General features: G+C 71.1%; 28 protein-coding genes. 21 read left to right on the top strand and 7 right to left on the bottom strand.

The window, feature by feature from the left end; all coding sequences use genetic code 11:
* Nucleotides 1-141: 141 nt before the first annotated feature.
* The 3 genes from fusA to rpsL are packed head-to-tail and all read right to left on the bottom strand — an operon-like array spanning nucleotide 142 to nucleotide 3,152.
* Nucleotides 142-2,268, bottom strand: coding sequence for an elongation factor G (gene fusA, locus ABTY20_RS05015; RefSeq protein WP_351995605.1), 2,127 nt, complete (start codon nucleotides 2,266-2,268; stop codon nucleotides 142-144).
* Nucleotides 2,269-2,307: 39 nt separating this feature from the next.
* The gene (rpsG, locus tag ABTY20_RS05010; RefSeq protein WP_003992340.1) at nucleotides 2,308-2,778 is read right to left on the bottom strand and encodes a 30S ribosomal protein S7; all 471 of its coding nucleotides are present in this window, start codon (nucleotides 2,776-2,778) and stop codon (nucleotides 2,308-2,310) included.
* 2 nt (nucleotides 2,779-2,780) lie between these two features.
* Nucleotides 2,781-3,152 carry a 30S ribosomal protein S12 gene (rpsL, locus tag ABTY20_RS05005; RefSeq protein ID WP_003948652.1) on the bottom strand — a complete coding sequence of 124 codons (372 nt, stop codon included), beginning with the start codon at nucleotides 3,150-3,152 and terminating at the stop codon, nucleotides 2,781-2,783.
* Between the two features lie 567 nt (nucleotides 3,153-3,719).
* Here rpsL and ABTY20_RS05000 point away from each other — a divergent pair.
* The gene (locus tag ABTY20_RS05000) at nucleotides 3,720-3,959 is read left to right on the top strand and encodes a hypothetical protein (RefSeq protein ID WP_351995604.1); all 240 of its coding nucleotides are present in this window, start codon (nucleotides 3,720-3,722) and stop codon (nucleotides 3,957-3,959) included.
* A 79-nt stretch (nucleotides 3,960-4,038) separates the two neighbouring features.
* Here the strand turns inward: ABTY20_RS05000 and ABTY20_RS04995 are convergent, their stop codons facing one another.
* Nucleotides 4,039-4,482: a helix-turn-helix domain-containing protein gene (locus ABTY20_RS04995; RefSeq protein ID WP_351995603.1), complete on the bottom strand. Its 444-nt coding sequence runs from the start codon at nucleotides 4,480-4,482 to the stop codon at nucleotides 4,039-4,041.
* Nucleotides 4,483-4,697: 215 nt separating this feature from the next.
* On the opposite strand from ABTY20_RS04995, the gene ABTY20_RS04990 reads away from it, so the two are divergent.
* The 7 genes from ABTY20_RS04990 to ABTY20_RS04960 all read left to right on the top strand — a co-directional run bounded on the left by ABTY20_RS04990 (nucleotide 4,698) and on the right by ABTY20_RS04960 (nucleotide 8,311).
* Nucleotides 4,698-5,072: a WhiB family transcriptional regulator gene (locus tag ABTY20_RS04990; RefSeq protein WP_351995602.1), complete on the top strand. Its 375-nt coding sequence runs from the start codon at nucleotides 4,698-4,700 to the stop codon at nucleotides 5,070-5,072.
* The gene (locus tag ABTY20_RS04985; RefSeq protein ID WP_351995601.1) at nucleotides 5,065-5,805 is read left to right on the top strand and encodes a hypothetical protein; all 741 of its coding nucleotides are present in this window, start codon (nucleotides 5,065-5,067) and stop codon (nucleotides 5,803-5,805) included. The genes ABTY20_RS04990 and ABTY20_RS04985 overlap by 8 nt, the downstream gene beginning before the upstream one ends.
* Nucleotides 5,802-6,008, top strand: a complete 207-nt coding sequence (locus tag ABTY20_RS04980) for a helix-turn-helix domain-containing protein (protein ID WP_351995600.1) — start codon at nucleotides 5,802-5,804, stop codon at nucleotides 6,006-6,008. The genes ABTY20_RS04985 and ABTY20_RS04980 overlap by 4 nt, the downstream gene beginning before the upstream one ends.
* A 371-nt stretch (nucleotides 6,009-6,379) precedes the next feature.
* Nucleotides 6,380-6,790 (top strand): phage tail termination protein, encoded by a 411-nt coding sequence (locus tag ABTY20_RS04975; RefSeq protein ID WP_351995599.1) that lies wholly within the window; start codon nucleotides 6,380-6,382, stop codon nucleotides 6,788-6,790.
* A 123-nt stretch (nucleotides 6,791-6,913) separates the two neighbouring features.
* Nucleotides 6,914-7,531, top strand: a complete 618-nt coding sequence (locus ABTY20_RS04970) for a phage tail tube protein (RefSeq protein WP_351995598.1) — start codon at nucleotides 6,914-6,916, stop codon at nucleotides 7,529-7,531.
* A 94-nt stretch (nucleotides 7,532-7,625) separates the two neighbouring features.
* Nucleotides 7,626-7,916 carry a hypothetical protein gene (locus ABTY20_RS04965; protein WP_351995597.1) on the top strand — a complete coding sequence of 97 codons (291 nt, stop codon included), beginning with the start codon at nucleotides 7,626-7,628 and terminating at the stop codon, nucleotides 7,914-7,916.
* A gap of 65 nt (nucleotides 7,917-7,981) precedes the next feature.
* Nucleotides 7,982-8,311 (top strand): hypothetical protein, encoded by a 330-nt coding sequence (locus tag ABTY20_RS04960; RefSeq protein ID WP_351995596.1) that lies wholly within the window; start codon nucleotides 7,982-7,984, stop codon nucleotides 8,309-8,311.
* 6 nt (nucleotides 8,312-8,317) lie between these two features.
* On the opposite strand, the gene ABTY20_RS04955 is transcribed toward ABTY20_RS04960, so the two are convergent.
* On the bottom strand, nucleotides 8,318-9,106 hold the full coding sequence (locus ABTY20_RS04955; RefSeq protein WP_351995595.1) for a hypothetical protein: 789 nt from the start codon (nucleotides 9,104-9,106) through the stop codon (nucleotides 8,318-8,320).
* 142 nt (nucleotides 9,107-9,248) lie between these two features.
* Nucleotides 9,249-9,629, bottom strand: a complete 381-nt coding sequence (locus ABTY20_RS04950; RefSeq protein WP_351995594.1) for a DUF3592 domain-containing protein — start codon at nucleotides 9,627-9,629, stop codon at nucleotides 9,249-9,251.
* Between the two features lie 59 nt (nucleotides 9,630-9,688).
* Between ABTY20_RS04950 and ABTY20_RS04945 the strand changes: the two genes are divergently transcribed.
* The 13 genes from ABTY20_RS04945 to ABTY20_RS04885 all read left to right on the top strand — a co-directional run bounded on the left by ABTY20_RS04945 (nucleotide 9,689) and on the right by ABTY20_RS04885 (nucleotide 22,075).
* A complete protein-coding gene (locus ABTY20_RS04945) occupies nucleotides 9,689-10,156 on the top strand; it encodes a hypothetical protein (RefSeq protein ID WP_351995593.1) in 468 nt (155 codons plus the stop codon).
* 56 nt (nucleotides 10,157-10,212) lie between these two features.
* Nucleotides 10,213-11,412: a phage tail protein gene (locus tag ABTY20_RS04940; RefSeq protein ID WP_351995592.1), complete on the top strand. Its 1,200-nt coding sequence runs from the start codon at nucleotides 10,213-10,215 to the stop codon at nucleotides 11,410-11,412.
* Nucleotides 11,409-12,710: a tape-measure protein gene (locus ABTY20_RS04935; protein WP_351995591.1), complete on the top strand. Its 1,302-nt coding sequence runs from the start codon at nucleotides 11,409-11,411 to the stop codon at nucleotides 12,708-12,710. The genes ABTY20_RS04940 and ABTY20_RS04935 overlap by 4 nt, the downstream gene beginning before the upstream one ends.
* 55 nt (nucleotides 12,711-12,765) lie before the next feature.
* A complete protein-coding gene (locus tag ABTY20_RS04930) occupies nucleotides 12,766-13,707 on the top strand; it encodes a phage distal tail protein (RefSeq protein ID WP_351995590.1) in 942 nt (313 codons plus the stop codon).
* Between the two features lie 67 nt (nucleotides 13,708-13,774).
* Entirely contained in the window at nucleotides 13,775-14,989 is a 1,215-nt protein-coding gene (locus ABTY20_RS04925) for a hypothetical protein (RefSeq protein ID WP_351995589.1), read from the top strand.
* Nucleotides 14,990-14,996: 7 nt separating this feature from the next.
* Nucleotides 14,997-16,103, top strand: coding sequence for a hypothetical protein (locus tag ABTY20_RS04920; protein ID WP_351995588.1), 1,107 nt, complete (start codon nucleotides 14,997-14,999; stop codon nucleotides 16,101-16,103).
* A 3-nt stretch (nucleotides 16,104-16,106) separates the two neighbouring features.
* Nucleotides 16,107-16,844, top strand: coding sequence for a hypothetical protein (locus tag ABTY20_RS04915; RefSeq protein ID WP_351995587.1), 738 nt, complete (start codon nucleotides 16,107-16,109; stop codon nucleotides 16,842-16,844).
* A 76-nt stretch (nucleotides 16,845-16,920) separates the two neighbouring features.
* Nucleotides 16,921-18,366, top strand: a complete 1,446-nt coding sequence (locus ABTY20_RS04910) for a phage tail protein (protein WP_351995586.1) — start codon at nucleotides 16,921-16,923, stop codon at nucleotides 18,364-18,366.
* Between the two features lie 57 nt (nucleotides 18,367-18,423).
* Nucleotides 18,424-19,311 carry an N-acetylmuramoyl-L-alanine amidase gene (locus tag ABTY20_RS04905; protein ID WP_351995585.1) on the top strand — a complete coding sequence of 296 codons (888 nt, stop codon included), beginning with the start codon at nucleotides 18,424-18,426 and terminating at the stop codon, nucleotides 19,309-19,311.
* 4 nt (nucleotides 19,312-19,315) lie between these two features.
* Nucleotides 19,316-19,579: a hypothetical protein gene (locus tag ABTY20_RS04900; RefSeq protein WP_351995584.1), complete on the top strand. Its 264-nt coding sequence runs from the start codon at nucleotides 19,316-19,318 to the stop codon at nucleotides 19,577-19,579.
* The gene (locus ABTY20_RS04895) at nucleotides 19,576-19,839 is read left to right on the top strand and encodes a hypothetical protein (protein WP_351995583.1); all 264 of its coding nucleotides are present in this window, start codon (nucleotides 19,576-19,578) and stop codon (nucleotides 19,837-19,839) included. The genes ABTY20_RS04900 and ABTY20_RS04895 overlap by 4 nt, the downstream gene beginning before the upstream one ends.
* 246 nt (nucleotides 19,840-20,085) lie before the next feature.
* Entirely contained in the window at nucleotides 20,086-20,988 is a 903-nt protein-coding gene (locus ABTY20_RS04890; RefSeq protein ID WP_351995582.1) for an N-acetylmuramoyl-L-alanine amidase, read from the top strand.
* Nucleotides 20,989-21,169: 181 nt separating this feature from the next.
* Nucleotides 21,170-22,075 carry a L,D-transpeptidase family protein gene (locus ABTY20_RS04885; protein ID WP_351995581.1) on the top strand — a complete coding sequence of 302 codons (906 nt, stop codon included), beginning with the start codon at nucleotides 21,170-21,172 and terminating at the stop codon, nucleotides 22,073-22,075.
* 79 nt (nucleotides 22,076-22,154) lie between these two features.
* On the opposite strand, the gene ABTY20_RS04880 is transcribed toward ABTY20_RS04885, so the two are convergent.
* Nucleotides 22,155-26,069 carry a DNA-directed RNA polymerase subunit beta' gene (locus tag ABTY20_RS04880; RefSeq protein WP_351995580.1) on the bottom strand — a complete coding sequence of 1,305 codons (3,915 nt, stop codon included), beginning with the start codon at nucleotides 26,067-26,069 and terminating at the stop codon, nucleotides 22,155-22,157.
* Between the last annotated feature and the right edge of the window lie 25 nt (nucleotides 26,070-26,094).

The raw sequence follows: 26,094 nt of genomic DNA, 5'->3' as shown, positions 1-26,094 counted from the left end.
ACGCCTTACTCATCGGCGCCAGGTGATCTTTGCTGGGAAACCCGGACCCGGGACATTCCGCCGGGGTGACGGCGGAATGTCCCCTGCAGGCTCCGGGGTCAAGCCTAAAGCGTGTACGGCGGGTCCGTTAAACGGAGTCCGTCACTCGCCCTTGGCCTTCGCGATGATCTCCTCGGCGACGTTCCGCGGAACCTCGGCGTAGGAGTCGAACTGCATGGAGTAGCTGGCACGGCCGGACGTCTTGCTGCGCAGGTCGCCGACGTAGCCGAACATCTCCGAGAGGGGCACGAGACCCTTCACGACGCGGGCACCGGCCCGCTCCTCCATGGCCTGGATCTGGCCACGGCGGGAGTTGATGTCGCCGATGACCTCACCCATGTAGTCCTCGGGCGTGGTGACCTCGACGGCCATCATCGGCTCCAGGAGCACGGGAGAAGCCTTGCGCGCGGCCTCCTTGAAGGCCTGCGAACCGGCGATCTTGAACGCGAGTTCGGAGGAGTCGACCTCGTGGTAGCCACCGTCGATGAGCGTGACGCGGACGCCCGTCATCTCGTAGCCGGCCAGGATGCCGAACTGCATGGCCTCCTGCGCACCGGCGTCCACCGAAGGGATGTACTCCTTCGGGATGCGGCCACCGGTGACCTTGTTCACGAACTCGTACGAGGCGTCGCCGCCCTCGATCGGCTCGATCGCGATCTGCACCTTGGCGAACTGACCGGTACCACCGGTCTGCTTCTTGTGGGTGTAGTCCACGCGCTCGACGGCCTTGCGGATCGTCTCGCGGTAGGCGACCTGGGGCTTGCCGACGTTGGCCTCGACCTTGAACTCACGGCGCATGCGGTCGACCAGCACCTCGAGGTGCAGCTCGCCCATGCCGCCGATGATGGTCTGGCCGGTCTCCTCGTCCGAGTGGACCTGGAAGGACGGGTCCTCCTCGGCCAGGCGCTGGATCGCGACGCCCAGCTTCTCCTGGTCGCCCTTCGACTTGGGCTCGATGGCGACCTGGATGACCGGCGCCGGGAAGTCCATGGACTCCAGGATCACCGGGTTCTTGTCGTCGGACAGCGTCTCACCGGTGGTGGTCTGCTTCAGGCCCATGACGGCGACGATGTCGCCGGCGCCCACCGACTCGATCTCCTCACGCTTGTTGGCGTGCATGCGGTAGATCTTGCCGATGCGCTCCTTCTTGCCCTTGACGGAGTTCAGCACGGCGGTGCCGGACTCCAGGCGGCCCGAGTAGACCCGGACGAAGGTGAGCTTGCCGAGGTGCGGGTCGCTCATGATCTTGAACGCGAGGGCCGCGAGCGGCTCGTCCTCGGACGGCTTGCGCTTGACGACGGTCTCGGCGTCCTTCGGGTCGTGACCCTCGATGGCCTCGACGTCGAGCGGGGTCGGCAGGTAGCGCACGACCGCGTCGAGCAGGGGCTGGACGCCCTTGTTCTTGAACGCGGTACCGCAGAACACCGGGGTGACCGTGGTCTCGCTGGACTTGCCGGACGCGATGGTGATGCGACGGATCGCGGCGTACAGCTGCTCCTCGGTGGGCTCCTGGCCCTCCAGGAACAGCTCCATGATCTCTTCGTCGTTCTCGGCGACGGCCTCGACCAGCTTGCCGCGCCACTCCTCGGCGGCCTCGGTGTGCGTGGCCGGGATGTCGACGACGTCGTACATCTCGCCCTTGGCGGCCTCGGCGGACCACACGAGCGCCTTCATGCGGACCAGGTCCACGACGCCCTGGAAGTCGGCCTCGGCACCGATCGGGAGCTGCATGACGAGCGGCTGGGCGCCCAGGCGGTCCGAGATCATGTCCACGCAGCGGTGGAACTCGGCGCCGGTACGGTCCAGCTTGTTGACGAAGCAGATGCGCGGGACGCCGTAACGGTCGGCCTGACGCCACACCGTCTCGGACTGCGGCTCGACACCGGCGACACCGTCGAACACGGTCACGGCACCGTCGAGCACACGCAGGGAACGCTCCACCTCGACGGTGAAGTCGACGTGCCCCGGGGTGTCGATGATGTTGATCGTGTAGTCGTTGTCCTCGAGCGGCCAGTGACAGGTGGTCGCAGCAGACGTGATCGTGATGCCACGCTCCTGCTCCTGCTCCATCCAGTCCATGGTGGCGGCGCCGTCGTGGACCTCACCGATCTTGTACGACACACCGGTGTAGAACAGGATCCGCTCGGTGGTGGTCGTCTTGCCCGCGTCGATGTGGGCCATGATCCCGATGTTGCGGACCTTGGCCAGGTCAAGTGAAGTGGTAGCCATAAGGCTTCAGTCTTCTCTCGGTCTCGATGTGGGTAGCGACTACCAGCGGTAGTGCGCGAAGGCCTTGTTGGACTCGGCCATCTTGTGCGTGTCCTCGCGCTTCTTCACAGCGGCACCCAGGCCGTTGGAGGCGTCGAGAAGCTCGTTGAGCAGACGCTCGGTCATGGTCTTCTCGCGACGGGCGCGGGAGTAACCGACCAGCCAGCGCAGCGCGAGCGTGTTGGCGCGACCGGGCTTGACCTCGATCGGAACCTGGTACGTCGCACCACCGACACGGCGGGACTTGACCTCGAGGGTCGGCTTGATGTTCTCCAGCGCGCGCTTCAGCGTGATGATCGGGTCGTTGCCCGTCTTCTCACGCAGACCCTCCATGGCGCCGTAGACGATGCGCTCGGCGGTGGAACGCTTGCCGTTGAGCAGCACCTTGTTGATCAGGGAGGTCACCAGAGGAGAACCGTAGACCGGGTCGATGATGACCGGGCGCTTCGGGGCGGGGCCCTTACGAGGCATTCTTACTTCTCCTTCTTGGCGCCGTAACGGCTGCGAGCCTGCTTGCGGTTCTTGACACCCTGGGTGTCGAGCGAACCGCGGATGATCTTGTAGCGAACACCCGGCAGGTCCTTCACACGGCCGCCGCGCACGAGCACGATGGAGTGCTCCTGCAGGTTGTGTCCCTCACCCGGAATGTAAGCAGTGACCTCGATACCGCTGGTCAGACGCACACGCGCGACCTTACGCAGGGCCGAGTTCGGCTTCTTCGGGGTGGTCGTGAACACACGCGTGCAGACGCCACGACGCTGAGGGGAACCCTCGAGTGCGGGCGTCTTGTTCTTCTCGACCTTGTCCTGCCGGCCCTTGCGGACCAGCTGCTGGATCGTAGGCACTACTTCTCCGGTTTCTGTGTGCCGAATGGTGAAGCTAACCTGGAACGCCTCCGACCCACGCGGTCGGGTGTGTCGGATCGTGCGACCCTCGCCGCGAGGCGAGAGGCTGCGCAAATCACGGTGGCTGCTGCGGACTCCCCTGCGGTGGAAAAGGCACGCAAGGAGGCCAGGGCACACCCCAGGCACAAGGTCTGAGCGTACCTACCGCATACGCCGTGGTCAAAACAAATGTCCCGGGGCCGCGCGGGGGCGGCGGGCACCCGCCGTCCGCCGCCCCGGACGGCGGGCCGGCCCTTCCGCGTCCGGCGCGCGCCGCGTCCACCGGAAGGCGGGCCAAAGCCGCGGGGACGACGACCGCCCGGACGCCGCGCCCGTCGGGACTGACGCCGGATCAGGCCGACGCGCCCGACCGTCCGTTGACCGTTTCCGCAGGTCCGCGCCACCGCGCTCGACAAACCTCCGCCACGACCCCAAGATTGCCCGTACACTTATTCGAACAGGCATTCGAACTACACCCGAGGGACCCGCACCGCCAGTTGGCGCACACCGGAAAGCAGGCAGACAGACATGGCGAGTGGCACCAGTGACTCCTCGAAGCAGCCGACCGACACCTACGCCCGCCTCGCGCACCTCCTGCCCGGCCCCGTACCCCACCGCGAGGCACTGCTCGACCGGCTGTACAAGGAAGTCCTGAGCCACGAGTCGCGCGCCTACGCCGCGGGCTGGTCCGACGCCATGGCCTGGGTGAGGCAGGCCCGCAAGGCCGACGCGGGGCGCACGCGTCAGGGCGTCCACCCGCTCGGGTGAACGCCCTGATCCCTGTCCCTCGCTCCGCCGGCCTCCTCGGCCCCGCCGGCCACGTCGACCCCGCCGGCCGCCGCCCGGATCACTCACGGGCCGCGGCGGAGCCGTCCGCGCCGGCCGCCTCGGCGGCCGGCCCCGGTTCCACGAACTGGGTGACCACCTTGACGAACACCTCCAGCCGTTCGTCGGGCACGCCCAGCCAGTGGGCGAAGTCCTCGATGGTCGGCTGCCAGTCCGGCGGCGGCGCCAGGTCCGCGGAGACCGGCAGCTCCTCCGGCGTGACCCGGCCGGAGCGGATGAGCATCTCCCGGACCGGAACGCCGAGGACGCGGGCCAGCCCGCGCATCGTCTCCAGGTCGGGCATGCTCTGCCGCTGCAACAGACGGGTGACCGCCGCGCGGTGCACGCCGGCCTCGTCCGCGATCCGCGTCCTGCCACCGCCCCGCGGGCTGTCGATGTCGTAGCCGCGCTGCCGCATCAGCCCCTCGACCCAGCCCGCGAAGGCGTCCAGGCTCTGATTGGCCATCCTCGTTCCTCCCACTCCTCCGCCTGCGCAGAGCATAGCGTGCTTGCTCGCAAGAAATGCGTGCAGCCGTGCACGCACGTTGTGGCGCCGGAGGGCTCCGGAGGCGCGACGGGGCGAGGGGTTCTCTCCCATTTTTGTTGCGCGCTCGCACGCAACCTGTCACAGTGACCTTCCGCCGACCCCGTCGGCACAGGATCGGCCCCCAGGAGTCCTCCATGCCCGCAACCGCGACCGGCGTCCGCCCCGCCGCGTCGGCCACCGCCCCGGCCTCGGCGGCCGCCCGCCGCTTCGACCCGTACCGGCCGCCGGACCTGCCGGACCCGCCCGAGCCGGAAGCCTGGCGGGCCGCCGCCGCCTGCGCGGGCCTGGCGCCCGAGCTGGTGTTCACCCGCCGCCTGGCGGACGCCGCACCCGCCCTGCGGGCCTGCGCCGCCTGCCCCGTGCGCGCCGAGTGCGAGGCCGCCGTGGCCCCGGCCGAGAGCTGGTTCGACGGCGTCTGCGCCGGCCGCCTGTGGCGCAACGGCCGCCCCTCGGCCGACCTCATGGACCTCGACCACCTCCAGCACCGCACCGGGAGCAACCGTGGCTGACCGCCCCTCCTTCGACGCCGCCCTCTGGATCTCGGCCCTGCTCAGCCACTTCCCGGAGCTGTCCGAGGAGCTCGCGCCCGGCCGCCCCGGGAACGCCTGCGCACCGGGCCGCGGACCGTCCGGCCCGCACCACGACGCGCTGCTCCGCGAGGAACGCCGGGAGGCCCTGCTGACGCAGCGGCTGCACGGCGTGACCGCCCCCGGTCACAGCGCCGCCCCGATCCGCCTGCACATCTCGGACACCATCCGCGACATCACCGACGGCGTGGTCGAGCTGGAGGAGGCCGTCCACGCCCGGCTCGGCCTCCCCCGCCCCCGCCGCGCCCGGGTGCCCGAGCGGCTGCGCAGGATCGGCGCCCTGCTCGACCGGATCGCCGAGGACCGGGACCTCGCCGGCCACGTCACCGCCGAGACCCGCCGGATGGCCCGTCGCTGCGCCCGCGCGCTCGGCGACGTCGAGACCCCGGTCCGCGTCTCCGGGCGGTGCCCGTGGTGCGACTCGGTCTCCCTGCGGGCCCTGCCGGACAGCCGGACGGCGCTCTGCGTCAATCCCGCCTGCCGCTGCGCCGACACCACGTGCGGCTGCCACGACGATCCGGCCTACCGGCACGTGTGGCCGGAGGCCGAGTGGCAGGCCCTGGCCGACGCCTCGGGCTGCGACCCGGCGGAACTCGAGGCCGCGGTGTCCGCTCCCCCGTCCGTCCCGTCCGCGCCGCAAGGAGCCCGCCGATGACCGCCCTCCCCGCCCTGCCCACCCTCGTCCCCGGCCCCGTCGCGGCCCGGGAGGTCGGCGTCGCGCCGGCCACCATCCGCAAGTGGGTCCAGCTCGGCCACCTCACCGCGGCCGGCAAGGCCGGCCGGGCCCTGCTCTTCCGCCTGGAGGACGTCTTCGCGGCCGAGCGGGCGGTACGACGCGTCACACGCCCCGCCGGCTGACGGCGCCTCCCGACGCACCCGGCACGGACCCCGACGCGGGTGGCCGGACTCCCTCCCCGGGAGTCCGGCCACCCGCGTTTTCGGCATGTCCGGAGCGCCGCTCCGGCATGCCCGGAACGCCGCGGCCCCGGGCCCGCGGCAGGTCCGCCGAGCCCGCACACGGCCGCCCCCTCACTCATTAGTTGCGCGCGCGCACGCTCTCTGTCACAGTTGGTGCAGCGGCGGAGCTGTGCCCCCGACCGGGGCGCGGGCCCGCCGTCCGTCGTCGGGCGGTGTCCGCGCCCCTCTCCCTCCCGCCCCCGCGGACACCGCCCGACAGGCCCGGCACCTCCTTCCGCCCGTGTCCCTCCGTCAGTCCCGAGGAGAACGTCATGTCCACGCCTCCCCCGAGTTCCTTTCCCGACGTCGAGGAGCTGGTCGCCGAAGTCCTCGCGGACGCCCCGGCCCTGTCGACGGCGCTGGTCGCCGTCGAGCCGCCGCCGGAGTTCGACGGCACCCAGCCGGCCGTCCTGGTCAACCGCCGCGGCGGCGCCTGGACCGGCGACCTGCACGTCGACATGCCGCTGATCGAGCTGGAGGTCTACGGCCCCACCAAGGCCCAGGCCCACGTACTGGCCAACTCCGCCCGTCGGGTGCTGCTGGCCCTGATGGACCAGCGGCTCGGCGGCAACTACGTCAGTGACGTCGAGGAGATGGACGGCCCGCGCTGGCTGCCCGACTACCTCTACCGCGCGGCCAACCGCTACGTGAGCGTCACGCGCCTCTCCATCGACGTCCACTGACGTCCGCGGCCCCGGCCGCCCCCGAACGAGGCCTCCGCCGTCCCGGCGGGGGCCTTCGCCATGCCCGGACCTCCCCGGGAGTGGCACGCACCCACTCATCCCGTCCCAAGGAGAAACACCACCATGGCAGGACGCAACGCCTCCGAGATCCGCATCGCCGGCACCGGCCGTCTCTACGTCGCCGACGTCGACACCGACCTCCCGGCCTTCGGCACCGGTGAGGCCGAGACCGACTGGGCCGAATGGAAGGACCTCGGCTACACCACCTCCGACGGTGTCACCTTCGGCAAGAAGGACAAGCTGGAGCCGATCGACGCCTGGCAGGCGGTCAGCCCGGTCCACTTCGTCTACTCGGACCGTGAGCTGACGCTGAAGTTCTCCCTGCTCCAGTTCAACGAGGACACGCTCCCGTTCTTCATGGGCGGCGGCACGGTGAAGCCGGTGGCCGGGTCCACCGACGTCTTCACGTACGACCTCGCCGACTACGCCCAGGCCGACCCCCGCGCCCTGGCCCTGGAGTTCAACGACATCAAGGCGGACGGCAGCGCCGACGGCGTCAACACCGCGGTCACCTACCGCATCTACATCCCGCGCGGCCAGGTCACCGCGTCCGACGACATCAAGCTCGGCCGCAAGGCCGCGGCCCAGCTGGGCATCACCTTCACCGCGATGTCCAGCGGCGACGACCAGCCGCTGGCGAAGTTCCTGATGCAGGACGGCTCCTACGCCGCCACCGCCTGACCCACCCGGGGGTGGGCCGCCCGCCGGCGGCCCGCCCCCGGTCCGTTCCGCTCCCCCTTTCACCCTTCACCACCACCAAGGAGTACGACCCGCCATGGCCCGTTTCGACGTCAACGCCGCCCGTGCCCAGCGCCTGGAAGCCCTCGGCCGCACCTGGTCCTTCGACCTGGACGAGGACACCTTCACCCTCCCGACCGAGCTGTCCCGGGCCACCGCGCGCGCCCTGCGCCGGCTCGACGACAACGACGTCGACGGCCTGCTCAAGCTCCTGATGGGCGAGCAGCAGTTCGCCCGCTTCGAGAAGCACGAGGTGACCATGCAGGACATCGGCGCCATCCTCGAGGCCTACGGCAAGGAGACGGGGATGGGCCTGGGGGAAGGCTGAGCCTCGACGCGTTCGTCGAAGAACACGCCGAGGCCCTCGAAGCCGACCTGCTGCGCCACTACGGCGTGGACCTGCTCGACTGGCACCGCGAGGAGCTGTCGTCGCGCCGGCTGCTGGTGCTGATCCGGCACCTGCCGCCGGACGCGTCGCTCAACCGTGAGCTGCACGGGGAGGCCGCCGACTGGTCGGTCACCGACTACCTGCTCGCGGCGGCCGTCGACCACCTGGCGGTCGCCAACTGGATGTTCGCCAGCGTCAACACCGGGGAGGACGACGACCCCCCGGAGCCCCCGCAGCCGGTGCCGCGGCCCGGGGAACCGACGGACGAATCCGCCCCGGCCGAGGACGCCCCGGGTCTGCCCACCCCCGCGGAGCTGGCCGGCTTCTTCACCTGATCCCGGTCAGCGGCCGTCGTCCTGCTTCGCCACGGGGACCCACTCCTGCAGCTCGTCCACCAGAGCCCTGGCCCGTTCCGACAGGCGGGGCTCACCGCGTCCCTGGGTTCCGGCCGTGCCGGTGCCCACCGCGGAAGCGGGGGCCGTGTCGTCCTCGGCCCGGTGGTGCTGCTCCCGCTGCTCCTCCGGTGCCGGCGCCGGCGCCGGCCCGGCCGGCGGCGTCCTGGGCGAGGGCACCTCTCCTCCCAGGACCCGCCGGGCGGCACGCGCCACCCGGCGCTCGCGCGCCGCGAGTTCCTCCTCCAGCTCGGAGGAGCTCGGGGGGCGGTGCTCGTCGAATCGTTCCTGCTCGCGCGCGATCCGCTCCTCGGCCTCCGCCACCGTGGGCGGCGGCATCAGAAGGTCCGCGAAGGGAAGCGGGATCACATCGGCGTTCTCCTCGGAGGTGCCCGATCTGCGCAGCGGGGTCCCGCCGCGGCGCGCCCCCGTGCCGACGGCCTGGCCCTTCGCGTAGGCGTCGGCGATGCGGCGCTCGTACTCCCGCCGGACGGCGGGGAGGTCGGTGCGCATGGCCTCCGCCCAGCCGGCGGAGAAGGCCGCCGTCTCCCTGCGGTCGACCTCTGACCGGGGCATCACCACGAGCTCGTCGGGATCGAAGCCGTCCCGCAGCACCAACTCGGAGACTCTCGCGATCAGATGGGGCAGGTCCGGCGAGATCACCAGCCAGTCCACCGCCCGGTCGCCCCAACCGTCCCCCACCCGCCTCGACACCGCCGGATCGCCCTCCCGCCCCATGCCCCGCTCTGGCTCCCCAACCCCGCGGAACTCGCTGAATGACCCTCAGCGTACCGCGCTGACATGCAGTCACCCCGGCGGGAGCACACGCCACAGAGGCCCGCCCGACCGCCACGGAACCCGGTGCCCGGCCCTCCCGGACTCAGTAGATCAGCACGAGCGCGACGGATATGGCCGCCACCACCGCCAGGCCGAACAACGCGCTGCCGACGCTGAGATCCGTGGCGACCCTGGCCTTCTGCGGCTTGCTCGGCAGATACAGGAGGGTGCGCGTCTCGCCGACCTCGGCGAGGGGGTAGTTCTGCGGCGTCGTCCTGATGCGGGCAACCTTCCCGTCATCCCCCGTGAACTCGAATTCGCATGTGACGCTCGGCTTCGCGGTGTTGAAGTTTCGATGAATGGCGACGCATACGCCCTCACATTTGACGCCACGCCTCATCAAGGGGACATCGCGCCAAAGAATCGCCAAGCAAGGGGCAATAAAAAATACGCCGAAAAGCACGACGAGTGGTACAAAATCCACGACATCCCCAATAGCCAGTAAACCGAAACCAGCAGCTCAACCTCACAAGGAGGCGCCATATGAGCGATGAGGCTACAGCCACGGAACCCGAGGAGCAAGAGGAGGCGCCAGGTCCAGGCCTCGTGAGCAAGTGGAGCGTGTGGTGGAAGGATCCGGAGCTCGTTGGGGCCGCCATTTCCTGGCAGGGGCTGAAACTTGAGATTCCGCCGATCTTCAATATGGAGGTTCTGAGCGACCACCTCCTCAAGAAATTTGGGTTCGAACGCAACAACCTCGGCATCATGTCCCGAGCGAGTTGGGATGAATGGGGACGCACCACGTTCAACCGTCCCGCCCCACCACCCACCGCCGAGGATGTGAACGCTCGCGTCACCGAGACCAATGCCCAGGTCACCCAGACCAATACCCAGGTCGCCCAGACCAGTACCCAACTCACCCAGACCAACGAGGCGGTGACAAACCTCACCCAGAGCGTCCAGGCCTTGGATGGCGAGATCACCAGACTGAGAAATGATCTGGGCGGGTAAATCTCGGATTTCTCCGTCGGAGAAACATCCACAAGTAACTCGCCGGGAGAAACGCAATGTCCCTCGTCGCTTCATTGAAGAAGAGCTCCGCCGCCCTCCAGGACTTCAAGAACAAAGCCTCCAGTGCTGCAACCGCCGCGAAAAACATCGGAACCGCCGGGCAGCAGGGCGCCAGCCGCCTCAAGTCGCTCAAAAGCGCCGCACAAGGCGCCGAGAAGGAGCTCAAGGACCTCAAGTCCGCCTCCGACAAGGCCGAGAAGTCGATCGCCAAGGCCGGTCGGGCCGGAAGCACCGCCGGCAAGAACCTCGGCACCTACCAGAAGGGCGCCACCAAGGCCGCCAAGGGCCAGGACAAGCTGAACAAGTCGATGAAGGGCAACATCTTCACGCGGCTTCTCAGCATGCTGATGCCGCTGGTCGAGAAGGTCGTCGCGATGGCGACCCAGTCGAAGACCATGCAGAACGTGATGAAGAAGGCCTTCACCGCCGTCCGCACCGTGATCAGCGCGGTGATGAAGGCGATCGGCCCCATCATGAAGAAGGCCGCCTCCCTCATCAAGAGCGTCTGGAACGGCATCAAGAAATCCGTCTCGACCGTCGTCAATGCCGTCTCCAGCATCGTCAAGAAGACCTTCAACGCCATCAAGTCGGCCATCACCACCGTGCTGAACGCCGTCAGGAGTGTGGTCCGCAGCGTCTGGAACGGCATCAAGTCGGCCATCATGCCGGTGGTCAACTGGGTCCGGACGGCGATCCCCCAGGCGTTCCAGACCGTGAAGAACAAGATGTCCAGCGCCTGGAACGGGCTCAAGGACATCGCCGGAAGGGCCTTCAACAGGGTCAAGGGCGCCGTCAAGGGCCCGATCAACGGCGTGATCGACCTGATCAACTCCATGATCCGCAAGGTCAACGGCATCAAGGTCAGCGTGCCCGGCTGGGTGCCGCTCGTCGGCGGCAAGACCTTCGGCGTCAGCCTGCCCACCATCCCCCGTCTCGCCGAGGGCGGCGTCGTCCGGCCCCGCGCCGGAGGTGTGCCGGCGATCCTCGCCGAGGCCGGTGAGGCCGAGGCCGTCCTGCCGCTGTCCAAGCTGAACCGCCTGCTGTCCTACACCGCCCGCCAGAGCCGTGCCCAGGCGCTCAACGCCGGAACCGGCGCGGCGGCCGGCTTCCAGATCGAGAACTACTACGAGGCGCCGTCGGCCGACCTGGAGGACACCGCCCGTGCCCTCTACTTCCTGGCGAAGGCACGCGGATGAGCGCCGCGGCCCTCTCCGCCTCCCCCGCCCTCCGGATCGAGCGGCTCCTGCAGGGGGTCGCCCCGGCGGTCAAGGACTTCCAAAACCGGGTCGGTCAGGTGTCGGGGGCGCTGAAGTCGCTGGTCACCGGTGTGCGAAGGGCGGCCGGCCAGGCGGACGGCCTGGCCCCTGCGGCCCGGCAGGCGCAGACCGCGCTGTCGAGGATGAAGAACGGGGCCACCGCGAGCGCCCGCACCGTGCAGGCACTCGGCCGCGGCGCCACCACCGCCACCGCAGGCGTGAAGCGGATCACCGCACCCGCGAAGAGGGGCCGGGCCGGTCTGGCCGGGCTCGCCCTGGGCGCGAGCGGTCTCCTGACGATGGTGGTCGGCATGAGCACCATCGGCGGCACCCTCGGTACGGCGCTGACCGCGTTCGGCGCGGCCGCCGTCGTCGGCAGCATCGTGATGACCGCGATGAACACCGTCACGAAGGGCAACCCGCTCGGGCTGGCCCTCGCCGTCCTCGTGCCCGTCCTCGCCTACCTCCTGGAACTCGCCCTGAGTTCCGAGACGGGACAGCGGATCATGAAGCAGGTCTTCGCCAGGGTGCAGGAGACCTTCCAGTCGGTCGTCACGTTCCTCACGCCGCTGATGAAACTCGTCGGCCGGGCGGTCGGCACGTACTTCACCGGCTACCTGACCCTGATCACCACCGTGCTGAACGTCGTCGGCCCCGGTGTCCGCAAGGGCTTCGCGGCGGCCCGGTCCGCCGTGAACGGCGCGCTCGCCCCGCTGCGGAGCATCGCCTCGCGTGCCCTCGGCGGGGTGCGGACCGCGGTGGACGGCGTCCGGCGGTGGTTCACCGGCACCCTGCCGAGGTCCTACACCCGGGTGAGGGACGCCGTGGCCAACTCCCTCGGGGGCATCGGCGGCTTCGTCGGCACCGGCCTGCAGACCGTGCTCGGTGTGATCAAGGGACCGCTCAACGGCCTGATCGCCTTCGCCAACTGGATCATCGACGGCCTGAACGACCTCGGCGGCGAGTTCTTCGGCAAGAAGTTCGGCGTCCACCTCGACAAGATCCCCATGCTCGCCGAGGGCGGCGTGGTCGATCCGTCCGGGTCCGGCGGCCCGGCATCGCACGTCCGTCCGCTGTCGTCACTGGACCGGCTCCGCCCGGCCGAGGCGTCCGCCGCCGGCGCCCGGCGCCCGGCGGACCCGTCCCGGCTGCACACCTACGTCGCCCCGGACGGCCACAGTCCGCTCGCCGTCGCCGCCGACCTGCTCTTCCTGCACCGCACCGCGTGTGCCGCCTGAGGGCGGCCGCGCCCGCCCACCCCGAGCACCGACCCCGTGGAGGTGACGGCCCGTCATGGCCGAAACAGCGTTCCTCACCGGCCCGCCCCTCACCAGACCCGGCTCACTGATCACCCGCGACGGGCAGATCCAGTGGGCCGGTCTGCTGATGGGTCCGGGCACCCCGTACCAGATCGACCGCAGCGGCGTCACCGGCTGGGAGGACCTGCCCGCCCTCGACACCGGTGACATCGCCCGCCCCGACCAGCACGGCGCCTGGCCGGGTGCCCGCTGGGCGCAGCCCAGGATCGTCGAGGCGTCCGTGTGGCTGCTGCCGTCGACGGCCGGTCTCTCCGCCCACGACGTCACCGCCGGCTTCCGGGCGGCGACCGGGGCGGAGGGCGGCGAGCAGTGGCTGACCGTCCGCCTGCACGGCGAGGCCCTCGCCCTGAAGGCGCGGGTCAGCCGCCGCGTCGTGCCCAACGACCGCTCCTTCGCCCGGGACGGCACGGCCAGGGCCACCGTCCAGTGGACGGCGACCGACCCCCGGCGCTACAGCGTCGAGGAGCACAGCGAGGGGGCCAGGCTCCCCCGCACCGAGGACGGACTGGTGTGGCAGGACGAGCGGGGACTCGGCCTGGCCTTCCCCCTCGACTGGGGCAGCACGGGCGGCGCCGGCGCGTTCACCGTCCTCAACGCGGGATCGGCCGCCACCCGTCCCGTGATCGAGTTCCGCGGGCCGCTCCGCCGCCCCGCCCTGACCCGGCTGAGCGACGGGCGGCGGCTCCAGTACGACATCGCCCTCGGACCGCAGGACGTCCTCACCGTGGACACCGAGACCGGCACGGTCCTGCTGAACGGCACGGCCTCCCGGCTCTACACCGCCACCTCGGCCTCCTCACCGGAACAGCTGTTCCACCTCGAGCCGGGCCGCACCCCGCTCGTCTTCCGCTCCGACGACCTGGAGCCGCACCCGGACGCCTCGGTCACCGTCCGCTGGCGCGACGCCCACTGGTGACCGGTCCGCGTCCGCCCGCTCGCCCCAGCCCACCCGACACCCCCACGGCACCCTTCAGGAGGACAACATGCCCGTGCGCAGCGCATGGCTGATCAACCGCACCGAGACCGAGTCCGGCCAGTCCAGGACCGACACCCGTCTCGCCCCTCTCGGCACCATGGCCCCGACCGACGGCCTGAGCACCCTGTCCGGCATCATCCCCGGCTCGCCGGGCGGCAAGCACCGCATGTCCGGCCTCTACGTGTTCGGTGAGAACACCGGCATGACGGCCACGGTGGCCCCGGGCCGGGCCGTCATCCAGGGCTCCGAGGCGGCCGGCGCCTACCCGGTGGTCCTGACCGACTACACGACGGTCACCTTCGCGGACGGCGACGCCGCCAACCCGCGCATCGACCTGGTGGTGCTGCGGGTCTACGACGCCCAGTTCGACAGCGGCAACGGCCGTACCGAGGCGGTCCTGGAGGTGGTCCAGGGCGAGCCGTCCGGCACCCCGCAGCCGCCCGCCCTCCCCCCGACCTCGCTGCCGCTGGCCCGGGTGGAGGTCCCGGCGGGCGCCTCCGTCGGCAACAACGGCATCCGCTGGGACACCGCGGTGGACGATCTGCGGGAGGCCGCCGTCGCGGTCGGCGGCATCCTGCCGGAGACCCACAACCGTGACATCGCGGGCGGCTACCCGGGCCAGTACCGGGACACCGGCACCCAACTGCAGCGCTGGGACGGCTCCCGCTGGACGGTCTACCCCCGCCACGTCGGCGGCATCGCCCCGCAGGGCGCGCTGGCCACCGGCGAGTACACCGGCCAGTACCGCGACGAGGGCGGACGCCTGCAGCGCTGGGACGGCCAGGGGTGGCGCCCGGCGGTCGCCGTGCCGCCGACCGTGTTCGCGTCCGACACCGACGGCGGTTACTCCGCCTCGACCACCTGGACGGAGGCGCTGGAGACCGGCACCACCACGGTGCCGAAGGTCACGACGTCGTTCACCGCCCCGGTGTCCGGCGCGGTCCTGGTGACCCTCGGCTTCCTCGGCAACGCGGGGGTGGACGGTCAGACGGCCCGGATGTCCGTGAGCATCCGCAAGAACGGCTCCGTGCTGGTCGAGCCGCACGAGGCCCGCTCGGCGGTGACCACCTGCAACCGGGCGTCGAGCGTGTCCTACACGTTCAGGATCACCGGTCTGGAGCCCGGCGTCGCGCACAACGCGACCCTGGCCTACCAGTCGTCGGCGGCCTCCAGCCGGAACTGGTACGACTCCCGTTTCCTGCGCATCGACCCGTGGCTGTGAGGCCGCGGTGAACGAGTCCTCCCTCACCCCCGTCTACCGGGCGCTCTTCTGCGACCTGCGCACCGACCAGATCGTGGACGTGCTGCCCCTGACGGACGCCAAGTTCGACGACTACATCGGCAAGGCCGGCTCGCTCACCGCGACCGTCCCGCTCCCGGAGGCGGCCCTCGCCTCCCGGGCGCGGGCGGCCCTCCGGCCGGGCCGCACCGCGGTGTGGCTGGAGCGCGGCGGCGACATCTGGTGGGGCGGAGTGCTGTGGACCATCACTCCGGCCTGCGACGAACAGGGCCGCGTCACCGTGCAGTTCCAGGCGGGCACCTTCGACTCGTACCTGGACCACCGCATCCTCGCCCACGGCCTGGCCGGCACCGCGACCGACCAGTTCGACATCGCCCGGTCCCTGGTCGAGCACATGCAGGACCAGCCGGGCGGCGACATCGGCATCACGCTGGGCAACGAGATGTCGGGAGTGCGACGCGACTACGCGTACCCCTACTCGGCACTCGGCCGGGTCCGGGAACTCCTGGACAAGCTGGCGCAGCTCACCGACGGCTTCGAATGGCGGATCCACTGCTTCCGCGACGCCCGCAACCGCCGGGTGAAGCGGCTGCAGCTCGGCTCCCCACGGATCGTCGCCGGCCAGTCCGACCTGGTGGTGACCCACCCCGGCCAGGTCGTCACCTACAGCCTGCCCACGGACTCCACCGTGCAGGCCAACGTGTGGGTGGCGCGCGGCGAGGCCGCCGGCACCGACCAGACGGAGGAGTCCGAGCCGCTGACCGTGGAGGAGACCGCGCCGGCGGCACTGGCCGACGGCTGGCCCCGGCTGGAGCAGACCTCCGACCACAGCGGTGTCACCGACGAGGCGACCCTGCGCTCGCTGGCCCGGGCCGAACTCGCCCGGCAGAACAGGCCGGAGATGATCCCGGAGATCACCGTCACGCTCGACGGGACCATCACCCCCGCCCTGCTGGGCGCCGTCGTCCGGCTGCGCATCCACGACCTGTGGCACCCCGGGGGGCTCGACCGGCCCTACCGGATCGTCGGGCTCGCGGTGAACCCACCGCAACGCACCAAGCCCGAGACGGCCACGCTCTACCTGGAAGAGGTGTGACGGATGGCGATCATCCCGCTCGACCTGCTCGACCGCATCCGCGCCCTGGAACGCCAGGTCCGCGAGCTGATGGGCAGCGCCAACACCAGCCCCGCCCGCAACCAGGTCAGCAGCGGCGAGATCGTCATCGGTGACGGCGGCCGCCTGCGGGTGCGGACCCCGGCCGGCGAGGACCTGCTCTACCTGGGGCGGGTCGCACCGGACCGGGAGGGGGACACGCCCCAGCAGGGCCTGGTGGTCCGCCGCGACGACGGCTCGCTCGCCCTCACCGTGTGGACCGCCAGCCCCGACACGCTGCCGGTCCAGTCGGTGCGGATCCTGGACCGGCGCGGCAACGTCGTCGTCGCGGACGACTCCGTCCGCCGGGGTCTCGCCCGCCCGTACATCCCGTACCCGCTGCCCGGCCCCGCCGCCACCGCCCGGTGGGAGTCGACCGGTTCCACCGAGTGGACCACGCTCTACCGCGGCCCCGGCATCGTGCAGCACCCGCGGCTGCACTGCCGGATCGCCCTCGAGGGCCCGGCCGGCGCGGAGGTCCGGCTCCTGGTGAACGGCGCCCAGGTGGGCCCGGTGGGTTCCGCCACCGCCGAGGACGGCACCCCCGTCGACGAGTTCCTGCTGGTCGAGGAGGTCGCCGTGGACTTCGACGCACCCGTCGTCCTCGAGGTCCAGGCACGGGTGGCCGCCACCGGCGACACCGTCCGCTGCCTGCCCCTCGCCCTGTACGGCGTCCAGTCCTGACCCGCCGCCCCGTCCCGGGGCCCACACCGCGCCGGATCCCGCCCTCCGGCACCCCGACCCCGTAAGGAGAGGCACAGTGCTGCCCGAATCCATCCCCACCGTCCGTGTCACGGCACGCTATCTGGCCCCGGACGGCACCCCGCTCACCGGAACCGTGGAGTTCCGTCCGCCCGCCCTGCTGACCCACTCCGACACCGACGTGTTCGTGGGCGGTCCCACCACGGCGGCCCTGGACGCCGACGGCCGGCTCGCGGTCGTCCTGCCGGCCACCGACGCACCCGGCTGGAACCCGGTCGACTGGACGTACCGGGTGACCGAGAAGGTCTCCGGGCTCCCCACCCGGAACTACCGGATAGCGCTGGCCGCCGCGCACCCCGCGGTCGACCTCGCCGACGTCCGGCCCGCGGACCCGTCCACCCCGAACTACGTCGCCGTCCCCGGCCCGCCCGGGCCGCAGGGCGAGCTGGGACCGGCCGGCCCGCCCGGACCGGTCCGCTCGGTCAACGGCCGCACCACCCCGGACATCACCCTCACCGCCGCCGACGTGGGCGCGCTGGCCGTCGACACGGCCGGCGTGCCGAGCGGTGTCGCCCAGCTCGGCACCGACGGGAAGGTCCCGCTGTCGCAGCTCCCCGCCCTCGGCGGCCAGGTCGCCTCGGTGAACGGCCGCACCGGCGAGGTGGTGATCACCGCCGCCGACTTGTCCGCGCTGACCCAGGCGGCGGGTGACGCCCGCTACCTGCCCATCGACGGCTCCCCGGTGACCTCGGTCAACGGCAAGGCCGGCGCGGTCCAGCTGACCGCCTCGGACGTGGCCGCGGTCGCGGCGGGCACCGCCGTCACCCTGACCGGCGACCAGACGGTGGCGGGAGCCAAGACCTTCACCACCCCGCCGTCGACGGCCGCCCTGCCGAGCAGTCCCGACCACCTCGCCTCACGCGCCTACGTCGACTCCGTCGCCGCGGCCGGCATGTGGACCCCGTCGGCCCTCGGCTTCACCGCCTGGGCCTTCGACCCGGCCACCGCCGCGGACGCCAGCGAGCAGTCCCCCCTGACCGGCCACGTCTACCTCATCGGCGTACCGCTGTACGCGCCCGCCACCATCAACAGCGTGGTGTTCTACCTGAACCGGTACTCCACCTCCGGCGGAGCCATCAGCGCCTCCTCGTTCGCCGGCCTCTACAACAGCGCCGGCCGGCAGGTGGGCACCACCACCGCCCTCACCAACCACTTCAAGGCCACCACCGGTGCCACGGTGGTGTGCCCGCTGAGGTCGGCCTACGAGGCGCCCGCCGGCCTCTACTGGGTGGCCCTGCTCCTCAACGGCACCACCTCCGGCCTCGGCCTCCTCCGCGGTGCCAGCCAGGGCGACTTCCCGGGCGGCAGCGCGCGGATGCCCGACCAGGGCATCGCCCGGCACGCCCGGCTCTCCACCACCGGCCAGACCTCCCTGCCGAGTTCGTTCGCCCCGGCCTCGGCCGTCGTCGCGGACGCCAACGCCATCTGGGCCGCGGTCGCCTGACCCGGCACCGCCTCCCTCCCCGCACCCCCGTCCCCGCCCAGAGAAGAAGGAAGAGACATGGCCACTCCCCTCTCCGCCGACGCCCTCGTCGCCGCCCTCCGCGCCGAGGGCCTCACCGTCGTCGAGCACGACGGCTGGCGCACCAACAACCGCGATCACATCGGGCCCTGGGGGCCGGTGAACGGTGTGATGATCCACCACACCGTCACCTCCGGCACCGCCGCCACCGTCGATCTGTGCTTCAACGGCTACGAGGGCCTGCCCGGCCCGCTCTGCCACGGCGTCATCGCCAAGGACGGCTCCGTCCACCTCGTGGGCAACGGCCGCGCCAACCACGCCGGTTCCGGTGACGACGACGTCCTGGCCGCGGTGATCGCCGAGACGGCGCTGCCGGCCCCGAACGAGAACAACACCGACGGCAACACCCGCTTCTACGGCTTCGAATGCGTCAACCTGGGCGACGGCGCCGACCCGTGGCCGGAGGTCCAGCTGGACGCGATCGAGCGGGCCTCCACGGCGATCTGCCGTGCCCACGGCTGGGGCGCCGGGTCGGTCATCGCCCACAAGGAGTGGACCAACACCAAGATCGACCCGCGCGGCTTCGCCATGAGCGGCCTGCGCGGCCGGATCGCCACTCGTCTGGGCCAGGCGCCGACCCGGCCGGTGGTCGACCTCTCCCTGCTGGTCGAAGCGGCCCTGACCGACCCGGCCGCCCCCGGCACCCCGGTGACCTACAGCGGCGTGATCCACGTCGAGCGCGCCCTGGCGGCCGAGGGCCTGCTCGCCGAGGGCTACGTCGACGGCCACTACGGCACCACCACCGTCGACGCCTACGCCGCCTGGCAGCGCCGCCTCGGCTACAGCGGCGCCGACGCCGACGGCATCCCCGGCACGAGCAGCCTGCGCGCCCTCGGTGACAGGCACGGATTCGACGTGGAGGAATGAGTCCATGACCGACGCCAACCGGCGGGCCGCGCGCACCGTGGTCCAGACCCTGCTGGCGGTGGCGGCGCTGCTGCCGGTGATCGTCGACGGCGCGGGTCTGTCGCGCTCCCTCCCGTGGGTGGCCACGGCACTGGCCGTGGCCGGCGCGACGTCGCGGATCATGTCCCTGGCCGGGGTGCAGGCCCTGCTGCCGGCGTGGCTGCGCGCCACCGGCCCGGCCGACGGCTCCGCAAAGCCGGACGGGCGGGCGGCCGGGGGGCGCGGATGACCGAGACCGATCCGCACGACCCGGCGTCCGTGGCCCTCGAACTCGAACGGCTGCGGACGAGCGTGGAGACCGGATTCGCCCGGGTCGACGGCTCGCTCGCCCTGCTGGTGCAGCGGGGCGACCAGACCGACCGGCAGCTCGCCGACCACGAGATGCGCCTGGACGAACTGGAACGAGCCCGCTGGCCACTGACCGGCGTCGCCACCCTCACCGCCCTGGCGGGCCTGGCGGTGGCGGCCTGGGAGCTCACCGCTCACTGACCGGCACGCCCCGCACCACGGCCCGTCCCCACCCCGCGCCGGGCCCCCCCCCCCCCGGGGGGGCGGGGCCCCCCCCAATAAAACCCCCGGGCCGGGGCCCCCCCCCCCCCCCCCCGCCCCCCCCGCCCCCCCGGGGGGGGGCCGGCGCCCCGTCATTTCCTCCGCAGTGCCGGGGCCCCTCCCCACCCGTCCGGGAAGCACGGGACGAGGGGCCACGGCCGGACCAGCGACCGAAAGGACCTCCTCATGGCCGCCCCCCTCTCCGCCGGCGCACTCGTCAGGGCGCTGCGCGCCGAGGGCGTCAGGGTCGTCGAACACGACGGCTGGCGCACCAACAACCGCAACCACAAGGGCGCCTGGGGCCCCGTCCACGGCGTGATGATCCACCACACGGTGACCAGCGGCACCGCCGCCACCGTGCGCCTCTGCTCCGAAGGCCACTCGAGCCTTCCCGGCCCCCTCTGCCACGGCGTCATCGCCAAGGACGGCACCGTCCACCTCGTGGGCAACGGCCGCGCCAACCACGCCGGTTCCGGTGACGACGAGGTGCTGCGCGCGGTGATCGCCGAGTCCGCGGGGCTGCCGGCCCCGAACGAGAACAACACCGACGGCAACGCCCGCTTCTACGGCTTCGAATGCGTCAACCTGGGCGACGGGAAGGACCCCTGGCCGGCCGCGCAGCTGGAGGCGGTGGAGGCGGTCTCGGCGGCCCTCTGCCGCGCCCACCGCTGGAGCGCGCACTCGGTGATCGGCCACAAGGAGTGGACCAACACCAAGATCGACCCCCGGGGCTTCTCCATGGCCGCCCTGCGGGACCGCGTCGCCTCCCGCCTCGGCGGTACCGCCCCGGCCCCTCCGCCGCGGCCCATGGTGGACCTGTCCCGGCTGGTGGCGGCCGCCCGGACCGACCCGTCCGCGCCGGGCACCCCCGTCACCTACAGCGGTGTCAGGACCGTGGAACGGGCCCTGGTCGCGGAGGGGCTGCTGGCCGCACGGTACGCGGACGGCCACTACGGCACCCAGACCGTGTCCGCCTACGCCGCCTGGCAGCGCCGCTGCGGTTACACCGGCGCGGACGCGGACGGCGTCCCGGGCATTACCACGCTGCGCCGCCTGGGCGCGGAACACGGCTTCACGGTGCGGGCCTAGCCGTACCGCCCGGCCCCCCCCGGGGCCGCCCCGAGATGGCCGAAAGGTGGCCGGGGGCACCAACTAAGCTGTTCAGCAAGCACGTTGGGAACGAGGCCCCCAGTACGACCACCTCGCTTCCGCCGTCACGTGCGCACCGCCCCCACACCTCCAGCCGCCCCTCCGCCATCCAGGAGCATCCGTGCAGGTCGTGTACCGCCCCGTCGTCCTCACCCTCGCCACCGCGGCGACCCTGCTGCTGGCCACCGCCTGCGGCAGTGAGACCGGCGACGCAGCCGCCCCGTCGGAGCCGTCGGCCGCCTCCTCCGCGGCCGGCGGCGCGGAGGAGTCCCCGACGGCCTCCCCCTCGGGCTCGGCCACCGCGTCCGCCTCCGCCTCCGCGTCCACCTCGGCGTCCGCATCCGCGTCCGCGTCCGCCTCCGCCTCGGCCGCCTCCGCCGCCTCCACCGCGCCGTCGAAGACCTCCGAGCCCGAGCCGGACAGGCCCGCCGCCCCGTCCTTCCCCGTACCGGTGCAGGTCGGCGACGCCACCCAGGTGATCACGGTCCGCGCGAGCGGCTCGTACGCCACGGTGACCGCCTGGCAGAAGGGCCCCTCCGGCTGGAAGGCCCAGTTCTCCACCGACGCGGGCCGGGTCGGCTCCAACGGGGTGACCAACGGCGCCACCCGGCGCCAGAACACGTACACCACGCCGTCCGGCACCTACACCATCACCGAGGGCTTCGGCCTGCAGGCGGGCGGCACCTCGATGCCGTACACCCGGGTCGACAGCAGCCACTGGTGGGTGCAGGACCCGCAGTCGAAGTTCTACAACTCCCTGCACACCGCGGCCGGAGCCGACTTCCCGCTGACCGAGAAGGGGGACCGGGGCAGCGAGCACCTCGTGAACTACCCGACGCAGTACGCCAAGGCCCTGGTGATCAACTTCAACCGCTGGCCCGCCGTCCCGGGCCGCGGCGCCGGGATCTTCCTGCACGTCAACGGCAGTGGCGCCACCGCGGGCTGTGTCTCCGTGCCCCGCCCGACCATGGACCGCATCATGGCGTGGGTCAACCCTTCCGCCCACCCCCGGATCGCGATCGGCTGACCGGGCCCCGCACACGCCGGAGGGCGGCCACCCCGCGCGAAGCAGGGTGGCCGCCCTCCGGTCGTATCAGGCGACCCGCTTACTGGTTGTACGGACCGTAGTCGTAGTCCTCCAGCGGAACGGCCTGGCCGGAGCCCGTGCCGAACGGCGAGTAGTCGATGTCGTCGTAGCCGACGGCCGAGTACATCGCGGCCTTGGCCTCCTCGGTCGGCTCGACCCGGATGTTGCGGTAGCGGGACAGACCCGTACCGGCCGGGATGAGCTTACCGATGATGACGTTCTCCTTGAGGCCGATGAGGCTGTCGGACTTGGCGTTGATCGCCGCGTCCGTCAGAACTCGGGTCGTCTCCTGGAAGGAGGCGGCCGACAGCCAGGACTCCGTCGCCAGCGAGGCCTTGGTGATACCCATCAGCTGCGGACGACCGGAGGCCGGGTGACCGCCCTCCTGGACCACACGACGGTTCTCGGTCTCGAACTTGGAGCGCTCGACCAGCTCGCCGGGCAGCAGCTCCGCGTCGCCGGACTCGATGATCGTCACCCGGCGCAGCATCTGCCGGATGATGATCTCGATGTGCTTGTCGTGGATCGACACGCCCTGCGAGTTGTACACCTTCTGGACCTCGCCGACCAGGTGGACCTGGACGGCACGCTGACCCAGGATGCGCAGCACGTCGTGCGGGTTGGTGGCACCCACGGTGAGCTGCTGGCCCACCTCGACGTGCTCGCCCTCGGAGACCAGGACCTTGGCGCGCTTCGAGATCGGGAACGCCGTCTCGTCGCTGCCGTCGTCCGGGGTGACGACGATCTTCTTGGTCTTCTCGGTCTCCTCGATCCGGACGCGGCCGGAGGCCTCGGAGATCGGGGCGACACCCTTCGGCGTACGGGCCTCGAAGAGCTCGACGACACGCGGCAGACCCTGGGTGATGTCGTCACCGGCCACACCACCGGTGTGGAAGGTACGCATCGTCAGCTGGGTACCGGGCTCACCGATGGACTGGGCGGCGATGATGCCGACCGCCTCACCGATGTCGACCAGCTTGCCGGTGGCCAGCGAACGGCCGTAGCACATCGCGCAGGTGCCGACGGCGGACTCGCAGGTCAGGACCGAGCGGGTCTTGACCTCCTCGACGCCGCGGGAGACGAGCTCCTCGATGAGGACGTCGCCCAGGTCGGTGCCGGCCGGGGCCAGCACCTGTCCGTCGACCACGATGTCCTCGGCGAGGCAGCGCGCGTACACGGACGTCTCGACGTCGCCCTCCTTGCGGAGCACGCCCTCCGCGTCCCGGCTCGCGATCTTCAGACGCAGACCGCGGTCGGTGCCGCAGTCCTCCTCGCGGATGATGACGTCCTGGGAGACGTCGACCAGACGACGGGTGAGGTAACCCGAGTCGGCGGTGCGCAGGGCGGTGTCCGCCAGGCCCTTACGGGCACCGTGCGTGGAGATGAAGTACTCCAGCACGGACAGACCCTCACGGAACGACGCCTTGATCGGACGCGGGATCGTCTCGTTCTTCGCGTTCGACACCAGACCACGCATACCGGCGATCTGACGCATCTGCATCATGTTGCCTCGTGCGCCCGAGTTCACCATCATGAAGATCGGGTTGGTCTTCGGGAAGTTGTCGTTCATCGCCTCGGCGACCTCGTTGGTCGCCTTGGTCCAGATCGCGATGAGCTCCTGCGTGCGCTCGTCCTTGGTGATCAGACCGCGCTCGTACTGCTTCTGGACCTTCTCGTCCTGCGCCTCGTAGCCGCGGACGATCTCCTTCTTCGCCTCGGGGACGACGACGTCGGAGATGGCGACGGTGACGCCGGAACGGGTGGCCCAGTAGAAGCCGGCCGCCTTCAGGTTGTCGAGCGTCGCCGCCACGATGACCTTCGGGTAGCGCTCGGCGAGGTCGTTGACGATCTCGGAGAGCTGCTTCTTGCCGACCTCGTAGTCGACGAACGGGTAGTCCTCGGGCAGCAGCTCGTTGAAGAGCGCGCGGCCCAGGGTGGTGTTCAGCCGGAAGCTGTCACCCTGCTGCCACTCCCGCTCCTCGACGCCCTCGTCCCCGTCCTCGCGCGCCGGCGGGGTCCAGCCGCGCGGCGGGATGGTGCCGACCGGGAAGCGGACGTCGATCCTCGACTGGAGCGACAGCTCGCCCGCGTCGAAGGCCATGATCGCCTCCGCGACCGAGGCGAAGGAACGGCCCTCGCCCTTGAGGTCGCGCATCTCGCCGTCGGTGGTGAGGAAGAACAGACCGAGGACCATGTCCTGGGTCGGCATCGTCACCGGACGGCCGTCGGCCGGCTTGAGGATGTTGTTCGAGGACAGCATCAGGATGCGGGCCTCGGCCTGCGCCTCCGCGGACAGCGGCAGGTGCACGGCCATCTGGTCACCGTCGAAGTCCGCGTTGAACGCGGTGCACACGAGCGGGTGGATCTGGATGGCCTTGCCCTCGACCAGCTGCGGCTCGAAGGCCTGGATGCCGAGGCGGTGCAGCGTGGGCGCGCGGTTCAGCAGAACCGGGTGCTCCGCGATGACCTCTTCCAGCACGTCGTACACGACCGTGCGGCCGCGCTCGACCATGCGCTTGGCCGACTTGATGTTCTGCGCGTGGTTCAGGTCGACCAGGCGCTTCATCACGAACGGCTTGAAGAGCTCCAGCGCCATCGCCTTCGGCAGACCGCACTGGTGCAGCTTGAGCTGCGGACCGACGACGATCACGGAACGCGCCGAGTAGTCGACGCGCTTGCCGAGCAGGTTCTGACGGAAGCGGCCCTGCTTGCCCTTGAGCATGTCGGACAGCGACTTCAGCGGACGGTTGCCGGGGCCCGTCACCGGGCGGCCGCGGCGGCCGTTGTCGAAGAGCGCGTCGACGGCCTCCTGGAGCATGCGCTTCTCGTTGTTCACGATGATCTCGGGCGCGCCGAGGTCGAGAAGCCGCTTCAGGCGGTTGTTGCGGTTGATGACACGGCGGTACAGGTCGTTGAGGTCGGAGGTCGCGAAGCGGCCACCGTCCAGCTGCACCATCGGACGCAGGTCCGGCGGGATGACCGGCACGCAGTCGAGCACCATGCCCTTGGGGCTGTTGGACGTCTGCAGGAACGCGGAGACGACCTTCAGCCGCTTGAGCGCACGGGTCTTCTTCTGGCCCTTGCCGGTGCGGATGATCTCGCGGAGACGCTCGGCCTCCTCGTCGAGGTCGAAGGACTCCAGGCGCTTCTGCAGCGCCGCGGCGCCCATCGAGCCGTCGAAGTAGGTGCCGAAGCGGTCGCGCAGCTCGCGGTAGAGCAGCTCGTCGCCCTCGAGGTCCTGGACCTTGAGGTTCTTGAACCGGGTCCACACCTCGTCGAGGCGGTCGATCTCGCGCTGCGCGCGGTCGCGCAGCTGCTTCATCTCACGCTCGGCGCCCTCGCGCACCTTGCGGCGCACGTCGGCCTTGGCACCCTCGGCCTCCAGCTCGGCGAGGTCCGTCTCGAGCTTCTTGGCGCGGGCCTCGAGGTCGGCGTCGCGGCGGTTCTCGATCTGCTGGCGCTCGACGGAGACGTGGGCCTCCAGCGAGGGCAGGTCGCGGGTGCGGCGCTCCTCGTCGACGTACGTGATCATGTACGCCGCGAAGTAGATGACCTTCTCCAGGTCCTTCGGGGCGAGGTCGAGCAGGTAGCCGAGGCGCGACGGGACGCCCTTGAAGTACCAGATGTGCGTGACGGGCGCGGCCAGCTCGATGTGGCCCATCCGCTCACGGCGCACCTTGGCGCGCGTGACCTCGACGCCACAGCGCTCACAGATGATGCCCTTGAAGCGGACGCGCTTGTACTTGCCGCAGTAGCACTCCCAGTCCCGGGTCGGACCGAAGATCTTCTCGCAGAAGAGTCCGTCCTTCTCGGGCTTGAGGGTGCGGTAGTTGATGGTCTCGGGCTTCTTGACCTCGCCGTGGCTCCACTGACGGATGTCGTCAGCGGTGGCCAGGCCGATCCGGAGCTCGTCGAAGAAGTTGACGTCGAGCACTATGCGTCAATCCCTCTCAGGGTCG

Origin of the sequence: Streptomyces sp. NPDC126497, from assembly GCF_040302425.1 — a bacterium.
GTDB lineage: Bacteria > Actinomycetota > Actinomycetes > Streptomycetales > Streptomycetaceae > Streptomyces.
This window is presented reverse-complemented; position numbering and strand designations above follow the sequence as displayed.

Bases quoted from the DNA above. Each gene is read 5' to 3' on its own strand.
- ABTY20_RS04925 (WP_351995589.1), top strand. From the start codon at position 13,775: ATGCCCGTGCGCAGCGCATGGCTGATCAACCGCACCGAGACCGAGTCC.
- ABTY20_RS04970 (WP_351995598.1), top strand. From the start codon at position 6,914: ATGGCAGGACGCAACGCCTCCGAGATCCGCATCGCCGGCACCGGCCGT.
- ABTY20_RS04895 (WP_351995583.1), top strand. From the start codon at position 19,576: ATGACCGAGACCGATCCGCACGACCCGGCGTCCGTGGCCCTCGAACTC.
- fusA (WP_351995605.1), bottom strand. From the start codon at position 2,268: ATGGCTACCACTTCACTTGACCTGGCCAAGGTCCGCAACATCGGGATC.
- rpsG (WP_003992340.1), bottom strand. From the start codon at position 2,778: ATGCCTCGTAAGGGCCCCGCCCCGAAGCGCCCGGTCATCATCGACCCG.
- ABTY20_RS04965 (WP_351995597.1), top strand. From the start codon at position 7,626: ATGGCCCGTTTCGACGTCAACGCCGCCCGTGCCCAGCGCCTGGAAGCC.
- ABTY20_RS04890 (WP_351995582.1), top strand. From the start codon at position 20,086: ATGGCCGCCCCCCTCTCCGCCGGCGCACTCGTCAGGGCGCTGCGCGCC.
- ABTY20_RS04995 (WP_351995603.1), bottom strand. From the start codon at position 4,482: ATGGCCAATCAGAGCCTGGACGCCTTCGCGGGCTGGGTCGAGGGGCTG.
- ABTY20_RS04990 (WP_351995602.1), top strand. From the start codon at position 4,698: ATGCCCGCAACCGCGACCGGCGTCCGCCCCGCCGCGTCGGCCACCGCC.
- ABTY20_RS04915 (WP_351995587.1), top strand. From the start codon at position 16,107: ATGGCGATCATCCCGCTCGACCTGCTCGACCGCATCCGCGCCCTGGAA.
- ABTY20_RS05000 (WP_351995604.1), top strand. From the start codon at position 3,720: ATGGCGAGTGGCACCAGTGACTCCTCGAAGCAGCCGACCGACACCTAC.
- ABTY20_RS04900 (WP_351995584.1), top strand. From the start codon at position 19,316: ATGACCGACGCCAACCGGCGGGCCGCGCGCACCGTGGTCCAGACCCTG.
- ABTY20_RS04940 (WP_351995592.1), top strand. From the start codon at position 10,213: ATGTCCCTCGTCGCTTCATTGAAGAAGAGCTCCGCCGCCCTCCAGGAC.
- ABTY20_RS04945 (WP_351995593.1), top strand. From the start codon at position 9,689: ATGAGCGATGAGGCTACAGCCACGGAACCCGAGGAGCAAGAGGAGGCG.
- ABTY20_RS04905 (WP_351995585.1), top strand. From the start codon at position 18,424: ATGGCCACTCCCCTCTCCGCCGACGCCCTCGTCGCCGCCCTCCGCGCC.
- ABTY20_RS04980 (WP_351995600.1), top strand. From the start codon at position 5,802: ATGACCGCCCTCCCCGCCCTGCCCACCCTCGTCCCCGGCCCCGTCGCG.
- ABTY20_RS04955 (WP_351995595.1), bottom strand. From the start codon at position 9,106: ATGGGGCGGGAGGGCGATCCGGCGGTGTCGAGGCGGGTGGGGGACGGT.
- ABTY20_RS04930 (WP_351995590.1), top strand. From the start codon at position 12,766: ATGGCCGAAACAGCGTTCCTCACCGGCCCGCCCCTCACCAGACCCGGC.
- ABTY20_RS04935 (WP_351995591.1), top strand. From the start codon at position 11,409: ATGAGCGCCGCGGCCCTCTCCGCCTCCCCCGCCCTCCGGATCGAGCGG.
- ABTY20_RS04975 (WP_351995599.1), top strand. From the start codon at position 6,380: ATGTCCACGCCTCCCCCGAGTTCCTTTCCCGACGTCGAGGAGCTGGTC.